Raw genomic sequence first — 17666 nt, forward strand, 5'->3', positions numbered from 1 at the left:
AGCTAGCATCATGAAAGCAGTCGTCATGGCCGGCGGCAAGGGCACTCGCCTTCAGCCGTTCACCGCCTCGTTTCCCAAGCCTCTCATGCCCCTGGGGGACATGCCGGTGCTGGAACTCCTGCTGCGGCAGCTGCGTCGCGCCGGCGTCGACGAAGTCATCCTTGCGGTCAACCATTTGCATCACCTGATCCGCGCGTTTTGCGGCGATGGTTCGCGATTCGGGCTGAAGATCGACTACAGCCTCGAGGACAGCCCTCTGGGGACGGCCGGTCCGCTTGGCGCGCTGATCGACAAGGTCGGCGAGAACTTCATCGTCACCAACGGCGACCTGCTCACCACGTTCGACATCGGCCAGCTGATCCGCACGCATGCCGAGCGGCAATCGGATGCCACGATCTGCGTCTACGAACGAGAGGTCAAGATCGATTTCGGGCTCATCCAGGTCGATGCGGAGATGAATCTCCAGGGGTACCTCGAGAAACCCATGAGCAAGCACCTGGTCAGCATGGGCCTCTACATGCTCAACCGCGACGCGGTGAAGCCGCATGTCAGCGAGGGTGTTCACCTGGACATGCCGGACCTGTTGCTCAAGCTGAGCGCGGCCGGCAAGAAGGTGCGCTGCCACCAACAGCCCGAGAGCTTCTGGCTCGACATCGGCCGACCGGAAGACTACTCGACAGCGCAGAAGATGTTCGACGAGAGTCGCGAGCTTTTCCTGCCCGAGTAGCCTATGCGCGTGCTTGTCACCGGTGCCAGCGGATTCGTCGGGCGGGCGGTGCTTGAAGAACTGCAGGCGCGCGGCCTTGAAGCCTTCGCCGTCAGCAGAACCGAACGGGCCGCTGTCGCAGGCGAGGCAAGGCGCGTGCTTGCCGATCCTGCCGATGCGGCCGAGGTCCGCGATCTGCTCTTGTCCGTAGAGCCGCAGTTCGTCATGCATCTGGCGGGGGTTTCCTCCGCCCCCTCCTATAGCGAGCTCTACGAGGCCAACGTCGTCTTCGCTGCCAACCTGCTGGATGGCGCGCTCGCCATGCCGAGCAAGCCGCGCGTGCTCCTGGCGGGCAGCGCAGCCGAATACGGGGCGGTGCCTGCCGCCCAGCAGCCCGTGCGCGAGGATGCGGCCTGCCGTCCCAACACGGCCTATGGCGCGAGCAAGTTGGCGCAGACGAGCCACGCCTTCGTCGCGGCTTCGCGCGGGTTGCCTGTGGTGGTGGCCCGGCTGTTCAATCCCATCGGGCCTGGCATGCCGAAGTCTCTGGCCCTGGGAAGCTTTGCGCACCAGATCGCTTGCATGGGCGCGCATGGTGGTGTGCTGTCCACCGGCGATCTCGATGTCGTGCGGGACTTCATGGATGTGCGGATCGCTGCGAAGCTTCTCGTCGACCTGTCCCTGGCGAGCGACGCCTCTGCGCAGGTGGTGAACATCTGCAGCGGCGACGGACAGCGTCTGCTGGACCTCACGCAGCGGCTGATCGCTGTCTCCGGCGTGCCGGTCGAGTTGAAGCACGATGAGTCGCGACGCGGCAACAGCGATGTCAGGGCTTTCGTCGGCGATCCGTCCAGGCTGAAGGCGCTGGGGCTTCACGTTGAGCCCTCCGACATGGACTCGGTTCTCGAAGAGACCCTGCGCAGCGCGCGCGAAGAGATCTCCGCAACTTAAATCGAGGGCGTGCAAGGGACGTGTCCGGCGCCACGCCGGACCGCCTTTCGTTTTCTACTGGCAAGCAAAAAAATGATCTGCAACGCGTGTTCCGGTACCAGCTTCAAGCCGTTCGCCATTCGGGCAGATGGCATGGAAATCAAGCGATGCACTCATTGCGGCCTGGGTGTGATCGCCAACCTGCCGGAGAGCACGCAGGCGTACTACGACGACAACTACTACGTGAACGGCGCGAGCAGCGGCTATGCGGACTATGAGTTCATGGCCGAGCACGGACTGGGTTGGGCTGCCGCGCTGGTCCGTTTGCTGGCCGACCACGGGAAGGTTCTCGACATAGGCTGCGCGAACGGCTACTTGCTGGACAAGTTCACAAGCGCTTTCGACAAGTCCGGCATCGAAGTCAACGCCAAGGCCGCCGGGCAGGCGCAGGACAAGGGCATTCGGCTACTTGGCAACGACCTGCTGGCGCCGCAGCTGGTGCAGGATCATCGCGCCGAATTCGACGTGGTGACCGCGATCGCGGTCTTCGAGCACCTGCTCGATTTTCGCGGCGGATTCCACGCAGCCATCGAACTGCTGAAAGACGACGGGTTCCTGCTGTTCGAGGTTCCTGTCATGTCGGCCGAGTCCAGCAACGCGGCGTGGCTGAACAGTTCGCTGGAGCACATCTACTATCCGAGCGAGGGGGCGATCCGCCACATCGTCGAAACGGCGCTCGGGGCTCATCTGACCGGCGCGGAAGTTTCCATCAAGGACTACGCCTCGACCTATGTCGGCATCGTCACGAAGAGCGAACGCCAGGCTGCGCGCGCCAAGGAAGTCTTTGAGCGCTTGATGAACGCCGACTTCGATGGCGCGACGACCGAGGAAACCAAGGCCCTGACGCACCTGCACCTTCTGCATGCGGGCCAGTCGACCGAAGTCTCGGTGCGATCGCTTGCGCGACTGGACGGCAGCGAGTTCACGCCGCCGCTGGTTGCGCGCATTGGGCAGCTCTGGTCGTTCGACCTGAAGAGATTGCAATCCGGCGACCGGCAACCGGTGAGTTCCGGGGCCGCGAGCCGAGAGGTCCAGCGCCTGAAGGCCGAAGTCGAAGTGATCCTCTCGGATGCTCGTCTCAATGCGGCGCAGGCCACCGAGGCCATCAACTTCGAGATCAGGCGGGCCGCGGAGCGCGAGGGCGAGGCTGCGGCGCTTCGCAGGAAACTCTCCGAGGAGGTCGCGAAGACCGCCGCCATGGAACACCGGGCGCTGGAGGCCGCGGGTCGGGTGGAGGCCATGCAACAAACCATCGCATGGCGAGCCACGACGCCCTTGCGTCGCTGGGCGACGAGCAATCCCCGCGCTGCACGACGGGCGAAACAAGTCGCAAAGCTGGCGTGGTGGACGCTTCGGGGTCGCATCTTCGATCACCTTCGGGAATTCAGGCGCCGGCGCGCGTTGGCCGGAAGCGGCGCCAGGAACCTGGAGGCCGCGAAGCGCACCGCGGCGGCGGTCCGTCTCCTCGCACCGGCAGGCGTCGTGCCGGATGCCGTGCAACCGCCGAGCGGGCAGGACTGGCCATCGGATCGGCCGCTCGTCAGCATCGTAGTTCCTTGCTTCAACTACGGCCACCTCGTGGGCGAGGCGATCCGCTCGGTCGAGGCGCAGACCTTCACCGACATCGAGATCATCGTGGTGGAGGGAGGCTCGAGCTCCCCCGACTCCCGCCAGCGCCTGATCGATGCCGTCTCCAAGGCGTCGCCCAAGCTGCGGCTGCTGCTGCAGGACCAGCCGTACCGTGCCGGCGCCAACCGAAACTTCGGCATCAGTCACGCCAGGGGCAAGTACATCTGCTGCCTGGATGCCGATGACCGCATCGCGCCGACTTACATCGAGAAGGCGGTCTTCATGCTGGAGCATTCCGGTTACGGGGTGGTCTCGCCGGGGCTGCAGTTCTTTGGCGACAGATCGGATGTCTGGACGCCGCACGAACGCCCGACCCTGGACATGCTGCTCGACGGCAACAATGCGCTCACTTGCGCCGTGTACAGCAAGGAACTCTGGCGCAAGGCCGGCGGCTACCGGGACACGGACCCGACCACGGGGCATGTCCATGAGGACTGGCTGTTCTGGGTGCGCCTTGCGGCGCTCGGCGCGCGCTTCATTGGCATTCGCGAGCCGCTTTTCCACTATCGCAGCCACGGCAACACGCTGAGCAATAGAAGCGACGTGCTCGACAACGAAATCCAGAAGCTGCTGGTCCATCGCTTCAACGAAGACGTGTTGACGGAAGACGCACTTCAGTCTGCGAGAGCGGCAGGCGCTTCTCCACCGGCTCGTCCGCCGCAGTCTTTTGCGACCCGGCGCGATTTCCATGTTCAGGCGGCCACCGGCCCCACCTTGTTGATCGCGCTGCCATTCCTGGTGCTGGGCGGCGCCGAGCGCTTGTTGAGCGCCATCGTGGCGCAATTGGTGCGAAACGGGTGGCGCGTGGTGATCGTGACGACCGTGCCCGTGGGGCAAGCCCACGGCGATACCACCTCCTGGTTCGAATCGGCAACGCCGGAAATATTCCATCTGCCGCGGTTTCTCGAACCTGAATACTGGCGCGACTTTTTCGATCACCTGCTGCAATCCAGGGATGTCCAGATCCTCTGGGTGATCGGCAGTGCTTTTGCATATGACTGCCTGCCCGCATGGAAGCTCAGGTATCCGCGTCTTGCCGTGGCCGACCTGCTTTTCAATACGGTGGGCCATACGGCCAACAACCGGCGGTATGCCGACTGCATCGACCTGACCTTCATTGAAAATGCCGAAGTGCGGGAATGGTTGATTGCCGCGGGCGAATCCCCGCAGCGCATCAGCCTGGTGGAAAGCGGTGTCGATCTGGAAAAAAACGCGCCGGCGGATCCGGGGCAGCCCTCCCCGATGGCCGGCGATATTCCTGGAAACGCAACAGTCGTCGGATTCTTTGGCCGTTGGTCCGAGGAAAAAGATCCTCTGGGCTTCGTCGAAATAGCAAAGCGCATTTCCAGCGAATCGAATGTGGTGTTCCTGATGACTGGCACCGGCTCTCTCGAGCCGGAGCTCAGATCGGCCATTGCAGCGGCCAATTTCCCGCCTGGGAGATTCTTGTTGAAAGGCTCCGTCGCGGATCTCAGGCCTTACCTCCAGGCGTGCGACATCCTGTGCCTGCCGTCGCGGCTTGACGGACGACCGAACATCATCATGGAAGCATTGGCCAGCGGGACGGCGGTGATCGCGTCCAGGGTCGGGGCACTGCCGGACATGATCGAGGAAGGGCAGCAAGGCTATCTGTGCGCGCCCGGTGCGTACGACGAATTCGCTCGCAGGATTGAAAAGCTTGCTTCGGACAAGCAGAAGCTCGAAGACTTTCAATTGGCCGCCAGAGCCTTTGCGGAGCGCCGCTTCGACATTCAGGCAATGCTGCGGCAATATGAGAGCGAACTGCGGCGCTTGATTGGGCAGGGGTGAAGCAGCCCAGCCAACGCCGTACAACACCTGCGGGAGAGGTCGCCAAAGGCCGTACCGTTGTTTTCACGATCTCCTGGCATGGATACCTGGGCAAGGGGAGTAACGCCGGGGCAATCCAGTCAGGATTTTGGATAACAATGCCCTGATCGTGGCGCCGGGTTTGACGGCGAGCGTTTCCCTAACGATGAAGTATGAAGATATCTCCCACCAGCATTCCGGACGTCGTTGTCCTGGAGCCCAAAGTCTTCGGTGATGCCCGAGGCTTCTTCCTCGAGAGCTACAACGAGGAGGTGTTCCGGCGATCGACCGGCTCGGAGCTGACGTTCAAGCAGGACAACCATTCCCGCTCGTCGAAGGGCGTGTTGCGGGGGCTGCATTACCAGGTCGAGCAGGCACAGGGCAAGCTGGTCCGCGTGGCCCGCGGTGCCGTGTTTGACGTCGCGGTCGATATCCGTCCCACGTCTGCGACTTTCGGGCGATGGGTCGGGGTCGAACTGAGCGAGGACAACAACCGCCAACTCTGGATTCCTCCCGGCCTGGCGCACGGCTTCCTGGTGTTGAGTGAAAGTGCCGACTTTCTCTACAAGACCACCGAGTACTATGCGCCCGCCCACGAGCGGAGCATTGCGTGGAACGACCCGGCGATCGGCATCGAATGGCCGCTGTTCGGTGCTTCCCCGATCCTGTCGGCGAAGGACGCCGCCGCGCCGTCGCTCGCCGACAGCCTTGCCGGAGTCGGGCGTTGATTCTGGTCACTGGCGGGGCCGGCTACATCGGGTCCCACACATGCATAGAGCTGGCACGTGCCGGGCATGAATTCGTGGTGTTCGACAATTTCTCCAACAGCGCCCCAGCCGTCCTGGCGCGCATGGAGCAAATCATCGGGCGGCCCGTGGTCTGGCAGAAGGGCGACATCCGCGACCCGGCGGCATTGGACAAGGTCTTTGCAGGCCATCCGGTGTCCGCGGTCCTGCATTTCGCCGGGCTGAAGGCGGTGACCGAATCGATCAGCCAGCCGATCGACTACTTCGACAACAACGTGCACGGTTCCATTGCGCTCATGGGGGCGATGGCGCGTGCGGGATGCAAGACCCTGGTCTTCTCGTCATCTGCAACCGTCTATGGGCCCGAGCAGCCGATGCCGGTTGCCGAGGACGCACCCTGTGCGGTGAGCAATCCCTACGGGCGCACCAAGCTGGTCGTGGAAGAGTTGCTGAGTGAGCTGGGTCGCTCCGATTCGCAATGGCGCATTGCGACGCTCCGGTACTTCAACCCGACGGGGGCACACCCCAGTGCGCTGATCGGCGAGAGCCCTTTGGGGACGCCCAGCAACTTGATGCCGCTGGTCTGTCAGGTGGCCGCGGGGATCCGTCCGTCGTTGCAGATCTTCGGCGACGATTACCCGAGCCATGATGGAACCGGCGTGCGCGATTTCGTCCATGTCATGGATCTTGCAGAGGGGCATGTGGCTGCGCTCGATTTCCTCACGAAGAATCAGGCTCGCATCGTGGTCAATCTCGGAACAGGACATGGAACCTCGGTGCTGGAAGTCATCCGGACGTTCGAGCGGGTCAGTGGCCAGTGTGTCCCTTATGAGATCGTGCCGCGGCGGGATGCGGACATCGGCATCAGCTTTGCCGATGTGAGTCTTGCGCGCGAGCTGCTGGGCTGGGTTGCCAAGCGCGATGTCGATGAGATGTGCCGCGATGCATGGCGGTGGCAGGCTGCGAACCGCGGCTGAAGAGAACAGGCGATCGCTTGCGGGCGAATCAGCCGATGTAAGACGATGAAAAAGATCCCGAAGCGGGATGGGGGAGACGCAGTGTCTGATTCAATGTTGTCGGCTGGCGCGACGGTGTGCGCCAATCCGGGGTCTCCCGGCGGCGTGCGAGTTGGCCACGGTATTGCCGGCGGAACGCCGCTGTCGCACTCCGGCGTTGCCGGCGCTTTCAGGGAAGCTGAATGAGCCGTCTCGTGTTCGTTTCCACGGAGCTGACTCCGTACACGCCCGGGGCCAGCGGCCGGGTGATGCGCAACATGCTGCGTGCGCTCGACGAAGCAGACCGCAAGCGCACGACCCTGGTGATGGTCGATGCCGCCGTCGATGCCACGGCGTTCAAGGCCGCGTTCCCTCAGGTGGAGCTGGTCGAGGTCGACACACGAGCGACCCAGGGCCGCTTCACCGATTCGCGCCATCATCCACCCGCCTCGGCGTACTCGAACACGCTGTGGCATTGGCGCTCGGCATGCGTCTTCAGGGCCCTGGCCGAATTGAGCAAGAGCGGCCCCATCGACTACCTGGAGTTTCCGGATCTCGGGGGGCTGGCATTCTGTACCTTGCAGGAATGCCGGCTCCAGGGCTTTCTGCCCGATGCCACCGTGGCCGTTCGTCTTCACGGATCGCACACCGCGCTCCTGCACGCTGAAGCGAGACCGCTCGCGATCGCAGATCTCAACTTGAGCGACCTTGAGCGCAAATGCCTGCGCGATTGCGACTACGTCGTGGCGCCCAGTCTCGCCGTGAGCGAGGCCGTGCGCGACATCTTCGATTTCCCGATGCAGGAATGGGAGCCGCGGGTGCTCTGCCACGTGCCGTTCGATCGCACGTCGCTCGCCACCGATACGGTGCCTGCGTCAACGGATCAAGCCGTGGTCTTCGCCTCCGAATTCCAGCGGTCGGGGCGCCCGGATCTCTTCGTGCGCGGCGTCGTCGGCCTGATGCGCAATTGCCCGCAGTACACCGGCGCGATGACGCTGGATGCGCGCAGCACCGACGAGGCCTATCGTGCGCAGATCGAACGGCTGGTTCCGCCGACGCTTGTCGAGCGTGCCGTTTTTCTGGCGCAGGCGGAGCAGCACGTGTTCGACGCGCTGGCCGCAAATGCGACGGTCGTGTTCCCCGGTGCCTTCGAGGCTGCAGCCACGGCGGCACTGGACGTGTCGCTGCAGGGAGGGCGCGTGATCCTGAACAAGGCGAATCCCGCGTTCGGCGAAGGCACGCCTTGGCTTGACGGGATCAACTGCCTGAAGTTCGACGGAACGCCCACCGGGCTGGTCGAGGTGCTGGGGCGCAACTTCGCCCGCAATGAAAAGCTGGTGCCGGTGCGTCATCCGGAGAGTCCGTGGCCGTGGCTCACCGCGGCGAAGCGAAAGCGGGCGTGGCGGGCATTGGGTGAACAACCTCCCCTGGTCTCGGTCGTGGTGCCTCACTACAACCTCGGGGGCTATTTGCCCGCGACGCTCGAGAACCTGATCGGGCAGAACTACGGGAACATCGAAATCCTCGTGGTGGACGACGCGTCGACGGACGCACAGAGCGTGCTCGGAATCGACGAACTCGCGCGCAGCGCGGACCCGCGCGTCAAGGTGATCCGGCTGGCCGCGAATGTCGGTCTGGCGGGAGCGCGCAATGTCGGCGTTCGTCATGCGACCGGACCGTACGTGCTGACACTCGACGCCGACGACCTGATCCATCCGCGCTTTCTCGAGGTCGGCGTGGCCGCGCTGGAGAACAACGCGGAGTTCGATATCGTCGTGACGCCGGCGGGCTACTTCATCGATGGGGACGTGCCGCCCGTGGTGGGAGCAGCCGTCAACCCCTGCCGTGACTACGCCATGTTTTCCGGCGAGGCTGTTGTCGCCGGATTGCTCGAGAACAGGTTCTCCACCGCCACTGCGCTTTTCAGGCGATCGGCGATGGAGCGGTTTCCCTACCTGGAGAGCTTGAGCTGCTACGAAGACTGGTCGCTCTTCATGAGGATGTGCGATGCGGGCCTGCGGTCCATCGTGACCACCGACGTCTTCTTCTTCTACAGGAAGCGGCGCAATTCCATGGTGCACACGCCGCGCGATCTTGCCCGCAGGCGCATCGAATACAGCGACCTGCTGCGAACAAGTGCCTCCGCATCGCTCAGGCAGAAATCCAGGCAGCTCGTGGTGGGCCTTGGCTCAGCGGTCGCCGGCAATCAGTCGGAGGCTGTCGACGACTCCGTGGTCGCGCCTCCCAGGATGGAGCCCACGGCGGAAGAACTCATCGGCGGGCTCTTTGGATCGGGGGGGCAATACGACGAACAGATCGTTTTCGCGAGCCTCAAGGCTTCGCGCTGGCTCGAGCGCAACGCGCCTTGGATCATTCGGGGTGGCGTGTTGGCTGCCCGCTGGACCTGGCAGGCTTATCGCTTCGTTCGCCGCAAATGAGCATTCGACTCATGGATTTTGGCAACGGATACAGCGCATTGAATCGGTTGGATCAGAATTTTCAGCTCCCGGAATTGAAGTAAATTGAAAATAGGTCTGTGCTTTCTTGAGTCACCTGTCTAATGAAAACAGAAAAAAACAAAATTGACGGCTTGCTCGAATCAGGGCACTTGAAGCTGCTCCTCATATTCTTCGGAATTGCCTTGATCGCAAGAGGTGGCGTCCTTGATCGAGGCTTTGCTGTGGACGATTACTCATTCGGGCAAGGATTTTCAACGAGTGAGTTTGACGTCTTTCTTGCGCAAGGTCGTTTTTTCCTGGCGGCAATCGACGGAGCCATACATGCCTTGGGTGTAAATATAGCCGACATCTATATTTCCTTGGGCCTTCTTTCGTTGTTGCTGCAAGCTGGATTGGTTCTGGCGGTATTGAGATTTGTGGGAGCAGTCGATAGCCCTGGCGCCCTCGTTGCGGGCTCGCTGATGGTGGCGCATCCGTATCTTGCCGAAATACTTACCTTTCGCATGGTGCTTCCAGGCTATTGCGTTGGAGCATTGCTTACGATCATTGCGCTCGAAGCATTGTCGCGAGACGCGGGGAGGAGAAATAGAAACCTTCTGATTTCTTTTGCTGCAACGGTAGCAATGCTTTTTGTGTATCAGGGCTTTTTGAATTATTTTTCAATCGCGCTGATTTTTTCGATCCTGTTTGGTGAGGTCTTTAGAAGCAGATCGACATCGGATAGCCGACCTGCCGTCGACTATCGCAGGCGAGCCCTGAGTCTGTTGCTTGTGTGCTTGGCTTCCGTCGTGCTTTTCATGGCAATAGTGACCATATCCAAGCGATTTGGCCTTATCAGCTTGACGAGCCGTGCAGAATTTATCAAATTGCACGAAGTGCCCGAGAGAATCTCTCAGATTCTTGAGCTGATTGCCAAGATATATTGGCTCGGGGAGCCCATGGGAGGCCATTGGGTGAAAGTCATCATCGCCGTGATGCTTGTCATCGCTGGCCTTGCAGTGTGCGTTGAAGTTTTTCGAGACCCAGGAGAAGGCAAATCTCGAGTCAAAAAGACGATTTTCGTGCTTGCGGCACCGTTGCTTGCGTTGGCGACAGTGGGCGTCATCCTTCCTTTCAAGGATTGGTGGCCGGTACCCAGGGTGTTGTCGCAGACGTCGCTGATCATCGGATTGATCCTCTTGCTCGCGTATCCGATATTGCACCAGAGGCTGGAAAAAATGCCTGCAGCCGTCTTTATGGTGCTTCCGGCTATTTTGATTGTGTCTTTTGTTTTCAAGAGCAATCAAGTTTTCGCCGATCAGCAGCGTTTGAATGCGTGGGACCGGATGAAGGTCAATCGAATTGTTGCGCGCCTTGAACAGAAGGCTGATTTTCAAAAAGTTGAATACATTTTTTTTGGCGGTGGCAGAGGCGGATATCCAGCAGGGTTGAACACCATCCAAGGTGATATGAACGTGTCTGCGCTCTATCCGATTTATTCCAAATTGCCATTGCTGTTGGAGACTTCCGGATATCGATTCAAGCCAGCGGTTGGCGAGCAGGCGATTCAAGGAGAAAATCTCTGCAAAACCTCGGCAGCGTGGCCAAGCGAAGAGTCAGTTTCCGTGATTGGAAACTTGGCTGTGATTTGTTTGGATAAATGAATTTCTTTGATTTTTCCGTTGTCTTTGCGGAAAAATGAAGCGGAATGGTTTTTCGATAATTGAGCATGTGATGTACTGCAATGAATGACTCTCAGCGAATATCCGTCGTGATTCCGGTTTATGCGGGAGAGCAGACGCTTGCCGCCCTTGTCGCGGAGATCGAGAAATTCACCTCGCCTCAAAAAACGGCCGACGGGACCGAGTTTTTTGTGTGCGAGATATTGCTCGTTCACGATTGCGGGCCGGATCGTTCGGATGTCGTGATTGGCGCGCTCGCGGAGAAGTATTCTTTTGTTCATCCGGTATGGTTGTCTCGCAATTACGGACAACACGCCGCAACGATGGCAGGCATGGCGAGTGCAACGGGTGACTGGGTGGTCACCATGGATGAAGACGGGCAACAGGATCCAGCAAGTATCCAGACCCTGATCGATCAGGCGCTTAGGGAGGGTTTGCAGCTTGTTTATGCCCAGCCCACAAATCCGGCGCCGCACGGGTTCGTTAGAAATTTTTTCAGCAAGACCGCCAAGATAATCAGCATGCGGCTTTTGGGCAACGCCTCCATTGGCCGCTTCAACAGCTTCAGATTGATCGATGGTGAAATAGCGCGCACCTTGTCGGCGTATTGCGGAAACGGTGTGTACCTTGATGTCGGGCTTTTCTGGATCACCGGCCGCATCGGGCATTGCCCGCTTCAGCTCAGAGAAGAGTTTGGCCGACCGTCGGGCTATTCTTTTCTTTCGCTTGTGAAGCATTTCTGGAGCCTGGTTCTGACGACCGGAACCCGGCCGCTCCGCCTGATCACGGTTGTTGGTGCCTTTTCAATATTGTTTGCTGTCGGCTTCGCGATGTATGCCTTGTATGAAAAATACACAGGACAGGTTCCCGTGGAGGGCTGGGCGTCGCTGGCGGTTGTGGTGGCTTTTTTCTCCGGGGTGATACTGACGGCGCTCGGAGTCATTGCGGAATATTTGGCAGTGACGATGGGGATCGCAATGGGCAAGCCGCTTTACGTGGTCAGCTCCAAACCGACCCGATCGAACCGTTCATGATGCTGGCTTGGGTGCTGGGGGCGCGAGGCCTGCTGGGGTCGGCCTTGTGTCGAGCGCTCTCGTTGCGAGGCGTAAGACCATTTGAGCCCTCGGAGCGATTCCAGTGGGCCGATGAAGCGAGGCTGCGCTCGCAGATCGAAAGGGCGGTTCGTGAGTTTTCCGCTCAGGCGAGTCGGGCGAACCACTGGGAAATCTATTGGGCTGCGGGTGTGGGAACCATGGCAAGTTCCGAAGAATCGCTTGGGCCAGAGACCCGTGCCCTGGCTTGGCTGCTTGAATTGATCCAGGCAGACGCGCGGCTCCTATCGATACCCGGCAAGCTCGTTTTCTCAAGCTCTGCGGGCGCGATCTACGCGGCTTGCTCGGACGAAGTGATCACCGAGCGGTCCCTGCCTGCGCCTAACAGTGCGTACGGCCGGGAGAAATTAAGCCAAGAAGATTTGCTGCGATCGTTTTGCGTTGCGAATCCGGGAATGACGGTACTCCTTGCCCGCATATCCACACTTTATGGTGCGGGTCAGGCGACGGGAAAGCCGCAGGGGCTATTGACCCATGTTGCGCGCAGCATTGTTAGAAATAAGCCGGTCAAGATTTACGTTCCCATCGACACTATTCGCGACTATATTTCGGTTGACGATGCGGCAATGGAAATCACTGCAGTGCTCGATGAATTGAATTTCAATCCCGGTGCGCTCGTGAAGATAATTGCCTCGGAGCGTCCAGTGACAATCGCCGAGATAATCTCCATATTCAAAAGGGTTGCAAAAAAGTCTCCAAAAATCACGACCGGCGTCAACGGGTCATCCATGCTGTTTTCTCGGCGTGTTCAATTTCGTTCCGTTCTTCCAAACGGGGCGCGCATGCGAAAAATTCGCAGCCTCACGGTGGGGATTTCTCAATTGTTGAGTGCTGAGCGATGCGCTCATGCAAATCCTCGCCGCCAATGAAGTCGGGGTTGATATTGTGAAGCTGTTTTGAGAAATGAAGGGAGGCAATATTTTCTCTTCTCAATTCATTCGATTTCTCGTCGTAGGCGTCATAAACACGCTGAGCGGACTATCGATAATTTTTGCATCGAAGTATTTTTTCGGCGCGAGGGATGTCGTTGCGAATCTCATCGGCTATGGCGTTGGATTGTGCATAAGCTTCACTCTCAACAGCCGCTGGACGTTTGCGTACGAAGGACGGCAACTGACTGCGGTAGCGAAATTCATCCTTGCGACTGCGGTCGCGTATGGCGCAAATCTCCTGACAGTCATTGTTGCAATAGAGCATCTCGGAGTGAATAGCTATCTCGGGCAGGCAATGGGCATGCCCGTCTATACGATCACAGCCTATCTGGCGAGCAGGTACATCGTGTTTCGCCCGGCCGGCTCGTGAAACAGTCTGGTCATTGCGGGGATGCAGGTCCACTGGAATTGTTTTTCATAGGTGTGCTGCCGGTGGCTGCGGATGCCACAGGTATGAAATGTCAACCGTATACTCGCCCGACTTGCTTCGGCGCGGGACACCTTTCTTCTGACTTACCACACCGTTGCACATGACTCTTCTTATCTATGGAGCGGGCGGACTGGGACGCGAAGTGCTGTCTGCCTTGCAGACATCCGGGGAGCATGTGTCCGGCTTCGTGGTCGATCCGGGCTTCCCGGTCACGGATATCCGGGGTCTGCCAGTGCGAGCCGAGCGTCTGGAGGCTTTGCCGGACCCTGTCGCGCGCTTCGTCTTGGCGGTCGGGGACGGCAGGGCGCGTCAACGCGCCGCACTGTCTCTGGGGGCCAGCACTGCGTTCGTCACGGTGCGGCATCCGGCAGCGGTGATCGGCTCCTGCGTTTCGGTCGGCAAAGGAACCATGATCATCGGCCCTTGCAACATCACGACGGATGTCTCGATCGGGGCCCACGGCCTGATCAATCCCGGCTGCACGATCGCTCATGACTGTGTGCTTGGGGATTTCGTCAATCTCGGGCCTTCGTGCGCCCTTGCCGGGCGCGTCACGATTCAAGAGGGCGCCAATCTGGGCGTGGGCGTCTGCGTCGCGCCAGGTGTCGTGATCGGTGCCTGGTCGACGGTGGGTGCCGGTGCCGTGGTGATCCGGGACGTCGAGCCCGGATCGACCGTCGTTGGTGTTCCGGCACGCCCCATTCGCCGCGGGGGGTGACGCCGCCCCTGCTGTCCTGTTTTCGGCCCAAGCCTTTATCGCCCCACTGCTCAGATGTCTCAAGTCATGCCCATTCAAGAACGCGACGCTTCCCCGGCGACGATCAAGGTTTTGCGACCGAAACTGCCAATGTCGGCTGAACTCCTTCCTTACCTTGAGCGCATCGACAGCGCCCGCACGTACAGCAACTACGGGCCGCTCAACGGAGAATTCGCGCGCCGTCTCGGCGATCTGGTCGGAGGCAGTCACACGACGCTGACCTCCAATGGAACCACCGCGATCGAGCTTGCATTGAGGTTGCGTTGTGAGCAGGGCGGTCACTGCCTGATGCCGGCGTTCACCTTCATCGCCAGCGCGCACGCGGTGTGCAATGCCGGGCTGACGCCGTACCTGCTTGAGGCAAATCCGGACACCCTGGCGCTCACGCCCGAAATCGCGACCGCCGCGCTGAAGTCCGTGCCCGGCCCGGTTGCTGCCGTGTTGGTCGTCAGTGCCTTCGGTGCGCCGCCGGACTTCGCCGCGTGGGCAGACTTCGAGGCGCGGCACGGGATTCCCGTCGTGTTCGATGCGGCGGCGGCATTGACTTCGCTCTCCGGTATCGGCCAGCAACCCGTTTGCGTGAGCCTGCATGCCACCAAGACGCTGGGCATCGGCGAAGGCGGCGCCATCTTCTGTGCCGACCAGGCGTTGATGGAACGCGCGACCGCCATGACGGGCTTCGGATTCGCCGGCCAGGAGCGCCTGTCTTCGCTGCGCGCGGGCAACTATCGCATTTCCGAATACGCGGCAGCGGTGGGCTTGGCGGCGCTGGACGGGCTGCCGGCGCGCCTCCAGGAAATGCGTGACCTGACGGCCGCGTATGCGAGTCGACTGGAAGGAAAAGCGGTGCAGCTGCAGCGCGGGGTCGGAACCGATTGGGTCACCATGACGTTGAACGTGATGGTTCCGGCTGCGGATCTCGCCGCGACCCTGGCTCGGCTCGACGATGCCAAGGTCGAATGGCGTCGCTGGTGGGGCCTGGGTTGCCACCGGCATCCGGCGTTCAAGGATGTGCCGAGGTCCGACCTGTCGGCAACCGACGCCCTCGCACCCCGTGTCATCGGCTTGCCTTTCCACGCTGACCTGTCGGCGGGTGACCTGGACCGCGTCACCGGTTGCCTCCAATGAGCAAGAGCCCGCTTCTCTCGTACATCGTTCTTTCGTACAACTACGAGCGCTACATAGGCAAGACGTTGCGCAGCATCCTGGACCAGACGGTGCAGGACTTCGAGATCGTGGTCGTGGACGATGGATCCGTCGACAACTCGGTGGCTATCGTTTCCTCCTTCGAAGACCCGCGCATCAGGCTGTTCGTCAATGAGAAGAACCTGGGCGGTGCGGCCAGCTACAACCGGGCGGTTCAAGAAGCGCGTGGCGAGTGGTTGGTCAACCTGGATGCGGACGATTGGGTCGATCCACGAAAGGCCGAAATCCAGTTGGAGGCGGCTGCCCGGAATCCACAACTCGATGTCATTGGTACCTATGTCGCGATCTATGACGAGAATGACAATCGGCACCCATCGGCCGACGCGATGGAGGCGGGATACAACCAGCCGCGCGACCTGAATCTGGTCGACACCTGGATCGGTGCCAACCACCTGTGCCGGTCCTCCACCATGGTGCGCGCTTCCGCGCACCAGCGAATCGGGCTGGATGACCCGCTGATGGTCCGCGCGCCGGACTACGAACTGTGGACTCGCGCGCTGCAGCACGGATGCAAGTTCGCCATCATTCCGCAGCCCCTGACTTCCATTCGCGCGCACTCGCGTGGCGTGACACACGGTGATCCGGTCGGCACGCTGCTCGAGGTCAGCTACGCGATGCAACGCAATCTGGTGCCTCTTGCCGAAGCGCGTTCGCTGCTTCCTTCCATCACGCGAATGGTTGCATGGACATGCCGCCATCCATCGCTGAGCCAGTTGCCACCGTTGCAGGCCCACAGGCTGATCGGCGTGATGATGCAGTCGACAGCAGCCTCTGATTTCCAGCATTTCCGTGCCATGCTGGGAAACTACAGCGACCATCCCGAGCTCGCCGAAATCGGTCGGCGCTCCTTCGCATTCGTGGGACCGGGTGCCGATGCCTATCAGGATGTCGACAAACTCCACAGTGATATCCGGGCCTATATCGAGGCGAGGGACTACTTCAAAGGGGAGTGCGAGAACTGGGAGCGCGCCTATCGTTCGCTCCAGGCCGAGCACCAGGCGCTCAATGAAGCCCTGGCCTCACGCGGGTCCCCCTCCTTTCCCCGGCGTGCATGGTCGCGTCTTGTCCGTACCCTGACCAAATGAACTCGCCCCGTATCCTGGCACTGCTCCCTTTCCTGGTGAAGGGGGCTCTCTCGATCGCGATCTTCCGTGCGCTCAGAGCGCGCGGAGTCGAGATCACGGTGGCTTATTGCGGCGATGCGTCTGCAGACTACGAGCCTGATGCGCTGGAAGATTTCGCCTCGACCGGGCATCTTCTCAACCTGTCCGGCATGTCCTCGGTGACCCGGTTCGATCTGGTTCAAGAACTGCTTGTCGATCGCAAGATAGATCTCGTGCTGCAGGTGGGCGCGACCCAGCTGTATCACCTCCTTCCCTATTGGAAAGAGCGGTTGCCTGCGCTGCGGATCGCCGACATCCTGTACAACGAAATCGGCCATACGTTGAACCACTTCCTCTATGAAGGATGCTTCGATGCCGTGATCGTCGAGAGTGATTTCATGGGCGATTTCATCAGGCGATCGTCCCGCAGGCCCGATCCTCCTGTTGTCGTCGTTCGCAGCGGCGTTGATGTGGACGATTTTTTCCCTGCTGCCACGCCGCCCAGCGGCGCTGGACTCAAGGTCGGATATGTCGGCCGGATGTCAGGTGAGAAGAATCCTGTTGGGTTCATCGAATTGGCGCGGCGGCTGGCGAGCCTGAACCCCGGTCTCGATTTCGACATGTTCGGCACAGGCCCCGATGCGGCCATGGTCAAGGAACGCGTTGCAACCAGTGGGATCACCGACAGGCTGAGGTATCACGGTTTTGTGGAACACGCCAGGGAAGCATTGCACCAACTGGATGTGCTCATCCTGCCGTCGAAGTTCGATGGCAGACCCGTTCTGGTCATGGAGGCGAATGCGTGTGGCATTCCCGTTATTGCAGCGCCAGTGGGCGGAATTCCTGAACTGGTGGCCGACGGGGTCAACGGCTTTCTGATGCAGCCGACCGAAACCGAGCGCATTCACGGGCTGCTGTCCAGGTTGCAGGAGCAGCCGCAGGCGCTCGATGCACTGAAGACGGCCGCGCGTGCCCATGCACTGGCGCACTTCAGCCGCGAAAAGATGATCGAGGCGTATGCAACCGCCTTCGCGAAAGTGGCGCTCATTTGAAAGAGACTCACGACCGGTATCGCGAGCTTCGCTGTGACGCGCGCGGCGGCAAGCGCACGGG

14 protein-coding genes are annotated in these 17666 nt (G+C 60.7%); all 14 read left to right on the forward strand.

Going from position 1 to position 17666, the window contains the following annotated elements:
• The first annotated feature begins 10 nt into the window (after positions 1-10).
• The 14 genes from AC07O4_RS25695 (at position 11) to AC07O4_RS25760 (ending at position 17605) form a co-directional block, all read left to right on the forward strand.
• Positions 11-727: a sugar phosphate nucleotidyltransferase gene (locus AC07O4_RS25695; RefSeq protein WP_013539238.1), complete on the forward strand. Its 717-nt coding sequence runs from the start codon at positions 11-13 to the stop codon at positions 725-727.
• Positions 728-730: 3 nt separating this feature from the next.
• Positions 731-1657 (forward strand): NAD-dependent epimerase/dehydratase family protein, encoded by a 927-nt coding sequence (locus AC07O4_RS25700; protein WP_495306008.1) that lies wholly within the window; start codon positions 731-733, stop codon positions 1655-1657.
• A gap of 72 nt (positions 1658-1729) precedes the next feature.
• Positions 1730-5134 (forward strand): glycosyltransferase, encoded by a 3405-nt coding sequence (locus AC07O4_RS25705; RefSeq protein ID WP_495306009.1) that lies wholly within the window; start codon positions 1730-1732, stop codon positions 5132-5134.
• A 191-nt stretch (positions 5135-5325) separates the two neighbouring features.
• A complete protein-coding gene (gene rfbC / locus AC07O4_RS25710) occupies positions 5326-5880 on the forward strand; it encodes a dTDP-4-dehydrorhamnose 3,5-epimerase (RefSeq protein WP_492733745.1) in 555 nt (184 codons plus the stop codon).
• Complete coding sequence (galE, locus tag AC07O4_RS25715; RefSeq protein ID WP_492740982.1) at positions 5877-6875, forward strand: UDP-glucose 4-epimerase GalE; 999 nt, start codon at positions 5877-5879, stop codon at positions 6873-6875. The genes rfbC and galE overlap by 4 nt, the downstream gene beginning before the upstream one ends.
• 221 nt (positions 6876-7096) lie before the next feature.
• Positions 7097-9331 carry a glycosyltransferase family 2 protein gene (locus AC07O4_RS25720; RefSeq protein WP_492740983.1) on the forward strand — a complete coding sequence of 745 codons (2235 nt, stop codon included), beginning with the start codon at positions 7097-7099 and terminating at the stop codon, positions 9329-9331.
• 122 nt (positions 9332-9453) lie between these two features.
• Entirely contained in the window at positions 9454-10995 is a 1542-nt protein-coding gene (locus AC07O4_RS25725) for a glucosyltransferase domain-containing protein (protein WP_495306010.1), read from the forward strand.
• Positions 10996-11075: 80 nt separating this feature from the next.
• Complete coding sequence (locus AC07O4_RS25730) at positions 11076-12047, forward strand: glycosyltransferase (RefSeq protein WP_492733749.1); 972 nt, start codon at positions 11076-11078, stop codon at positions 12045-12047.
• Positions 12047-12994: an NAD-dependent epimerase/dehydratase family protein gene (locus tag AC07O4_RS25735; protein WP_492741070.1), complete on the forward strand. Its 948-nt coding sequence runs from the start codon at positions 12047-12049 to the stop codon at positions 12992-12994. The genes AC07O4_RS25730 and AC07O4_RS25735 overlap by 1 nt, the downstream gene beginning before the upstream one ends.
• A 34-nt stretch (positions 12995-13028) precedes the next feature.
• A complete protein-coding gene (locus AC07O4_RS25740; RefSeq protein ID WP_492740985.1) occupies positions 13029-13427 on the forward strand; it encodes a GtrA family protein in 399 nt (132 codons plus the stop codon).
• 160 nt (positions 13428-13587) lie between these two features.
• The gene (locus tag AC07O4_RS25745; RefSeq protein ID WP_492740986.1) at positions 13588-14205 is read left to right on the forward strand and encodes a NeuD/PglB/VioB family sugar acetyltransferase; all 618 of its coding nucleotides are present in this window, start codon (positions 13588-13590) and stop codon (positions 14203-14205) included.
• Between the two features lie 66 nt (positions 14206-14271).
• Entirely contained in the window at positions 14272-15372 is a 1101-nt protein-coding gene (locus tag AC07O4_RS25750) for a DegT/DnrJ/EryC1/StrS family aminotransferase (RefSeq protein ID WP_495306011.1), read from the forward strand.
• On the forward strand, positions 15369-16535 hold the full coding sequence (locus AC07O4_RS25755) for a glycosyltransferase family 2 protein (protein WP_492733756.1): 1167 nt from the start codon (positions 15369-15371) through the stop codon (positions 16533-16535). The genes AC07O4_RS25750 and AC07O4_RS25755 overlap by 4 nt, the downstream gene beginning before the upstream one ends.
• Positions 16532-17605, forward strand: a complete 1074-nt coding sequence (locus tag AC07O4_RS25760) for a glycosyltransferase (RefSeq protein WP_495306012.1) — start codon at positions 16532-16534, stop codon at positions 17603-17605. Before AC07O4_RS25755 ends, AC07O4_RS25760 begins: the two co-directional genes overlap by 4 nt.
• The last annotated feature ends 61 nt before the right edge of the window (positions 17606-17666 follow it).

The organism is Variovorax sp. GW821-FHT09D04, from assembly GCF_059416405.1.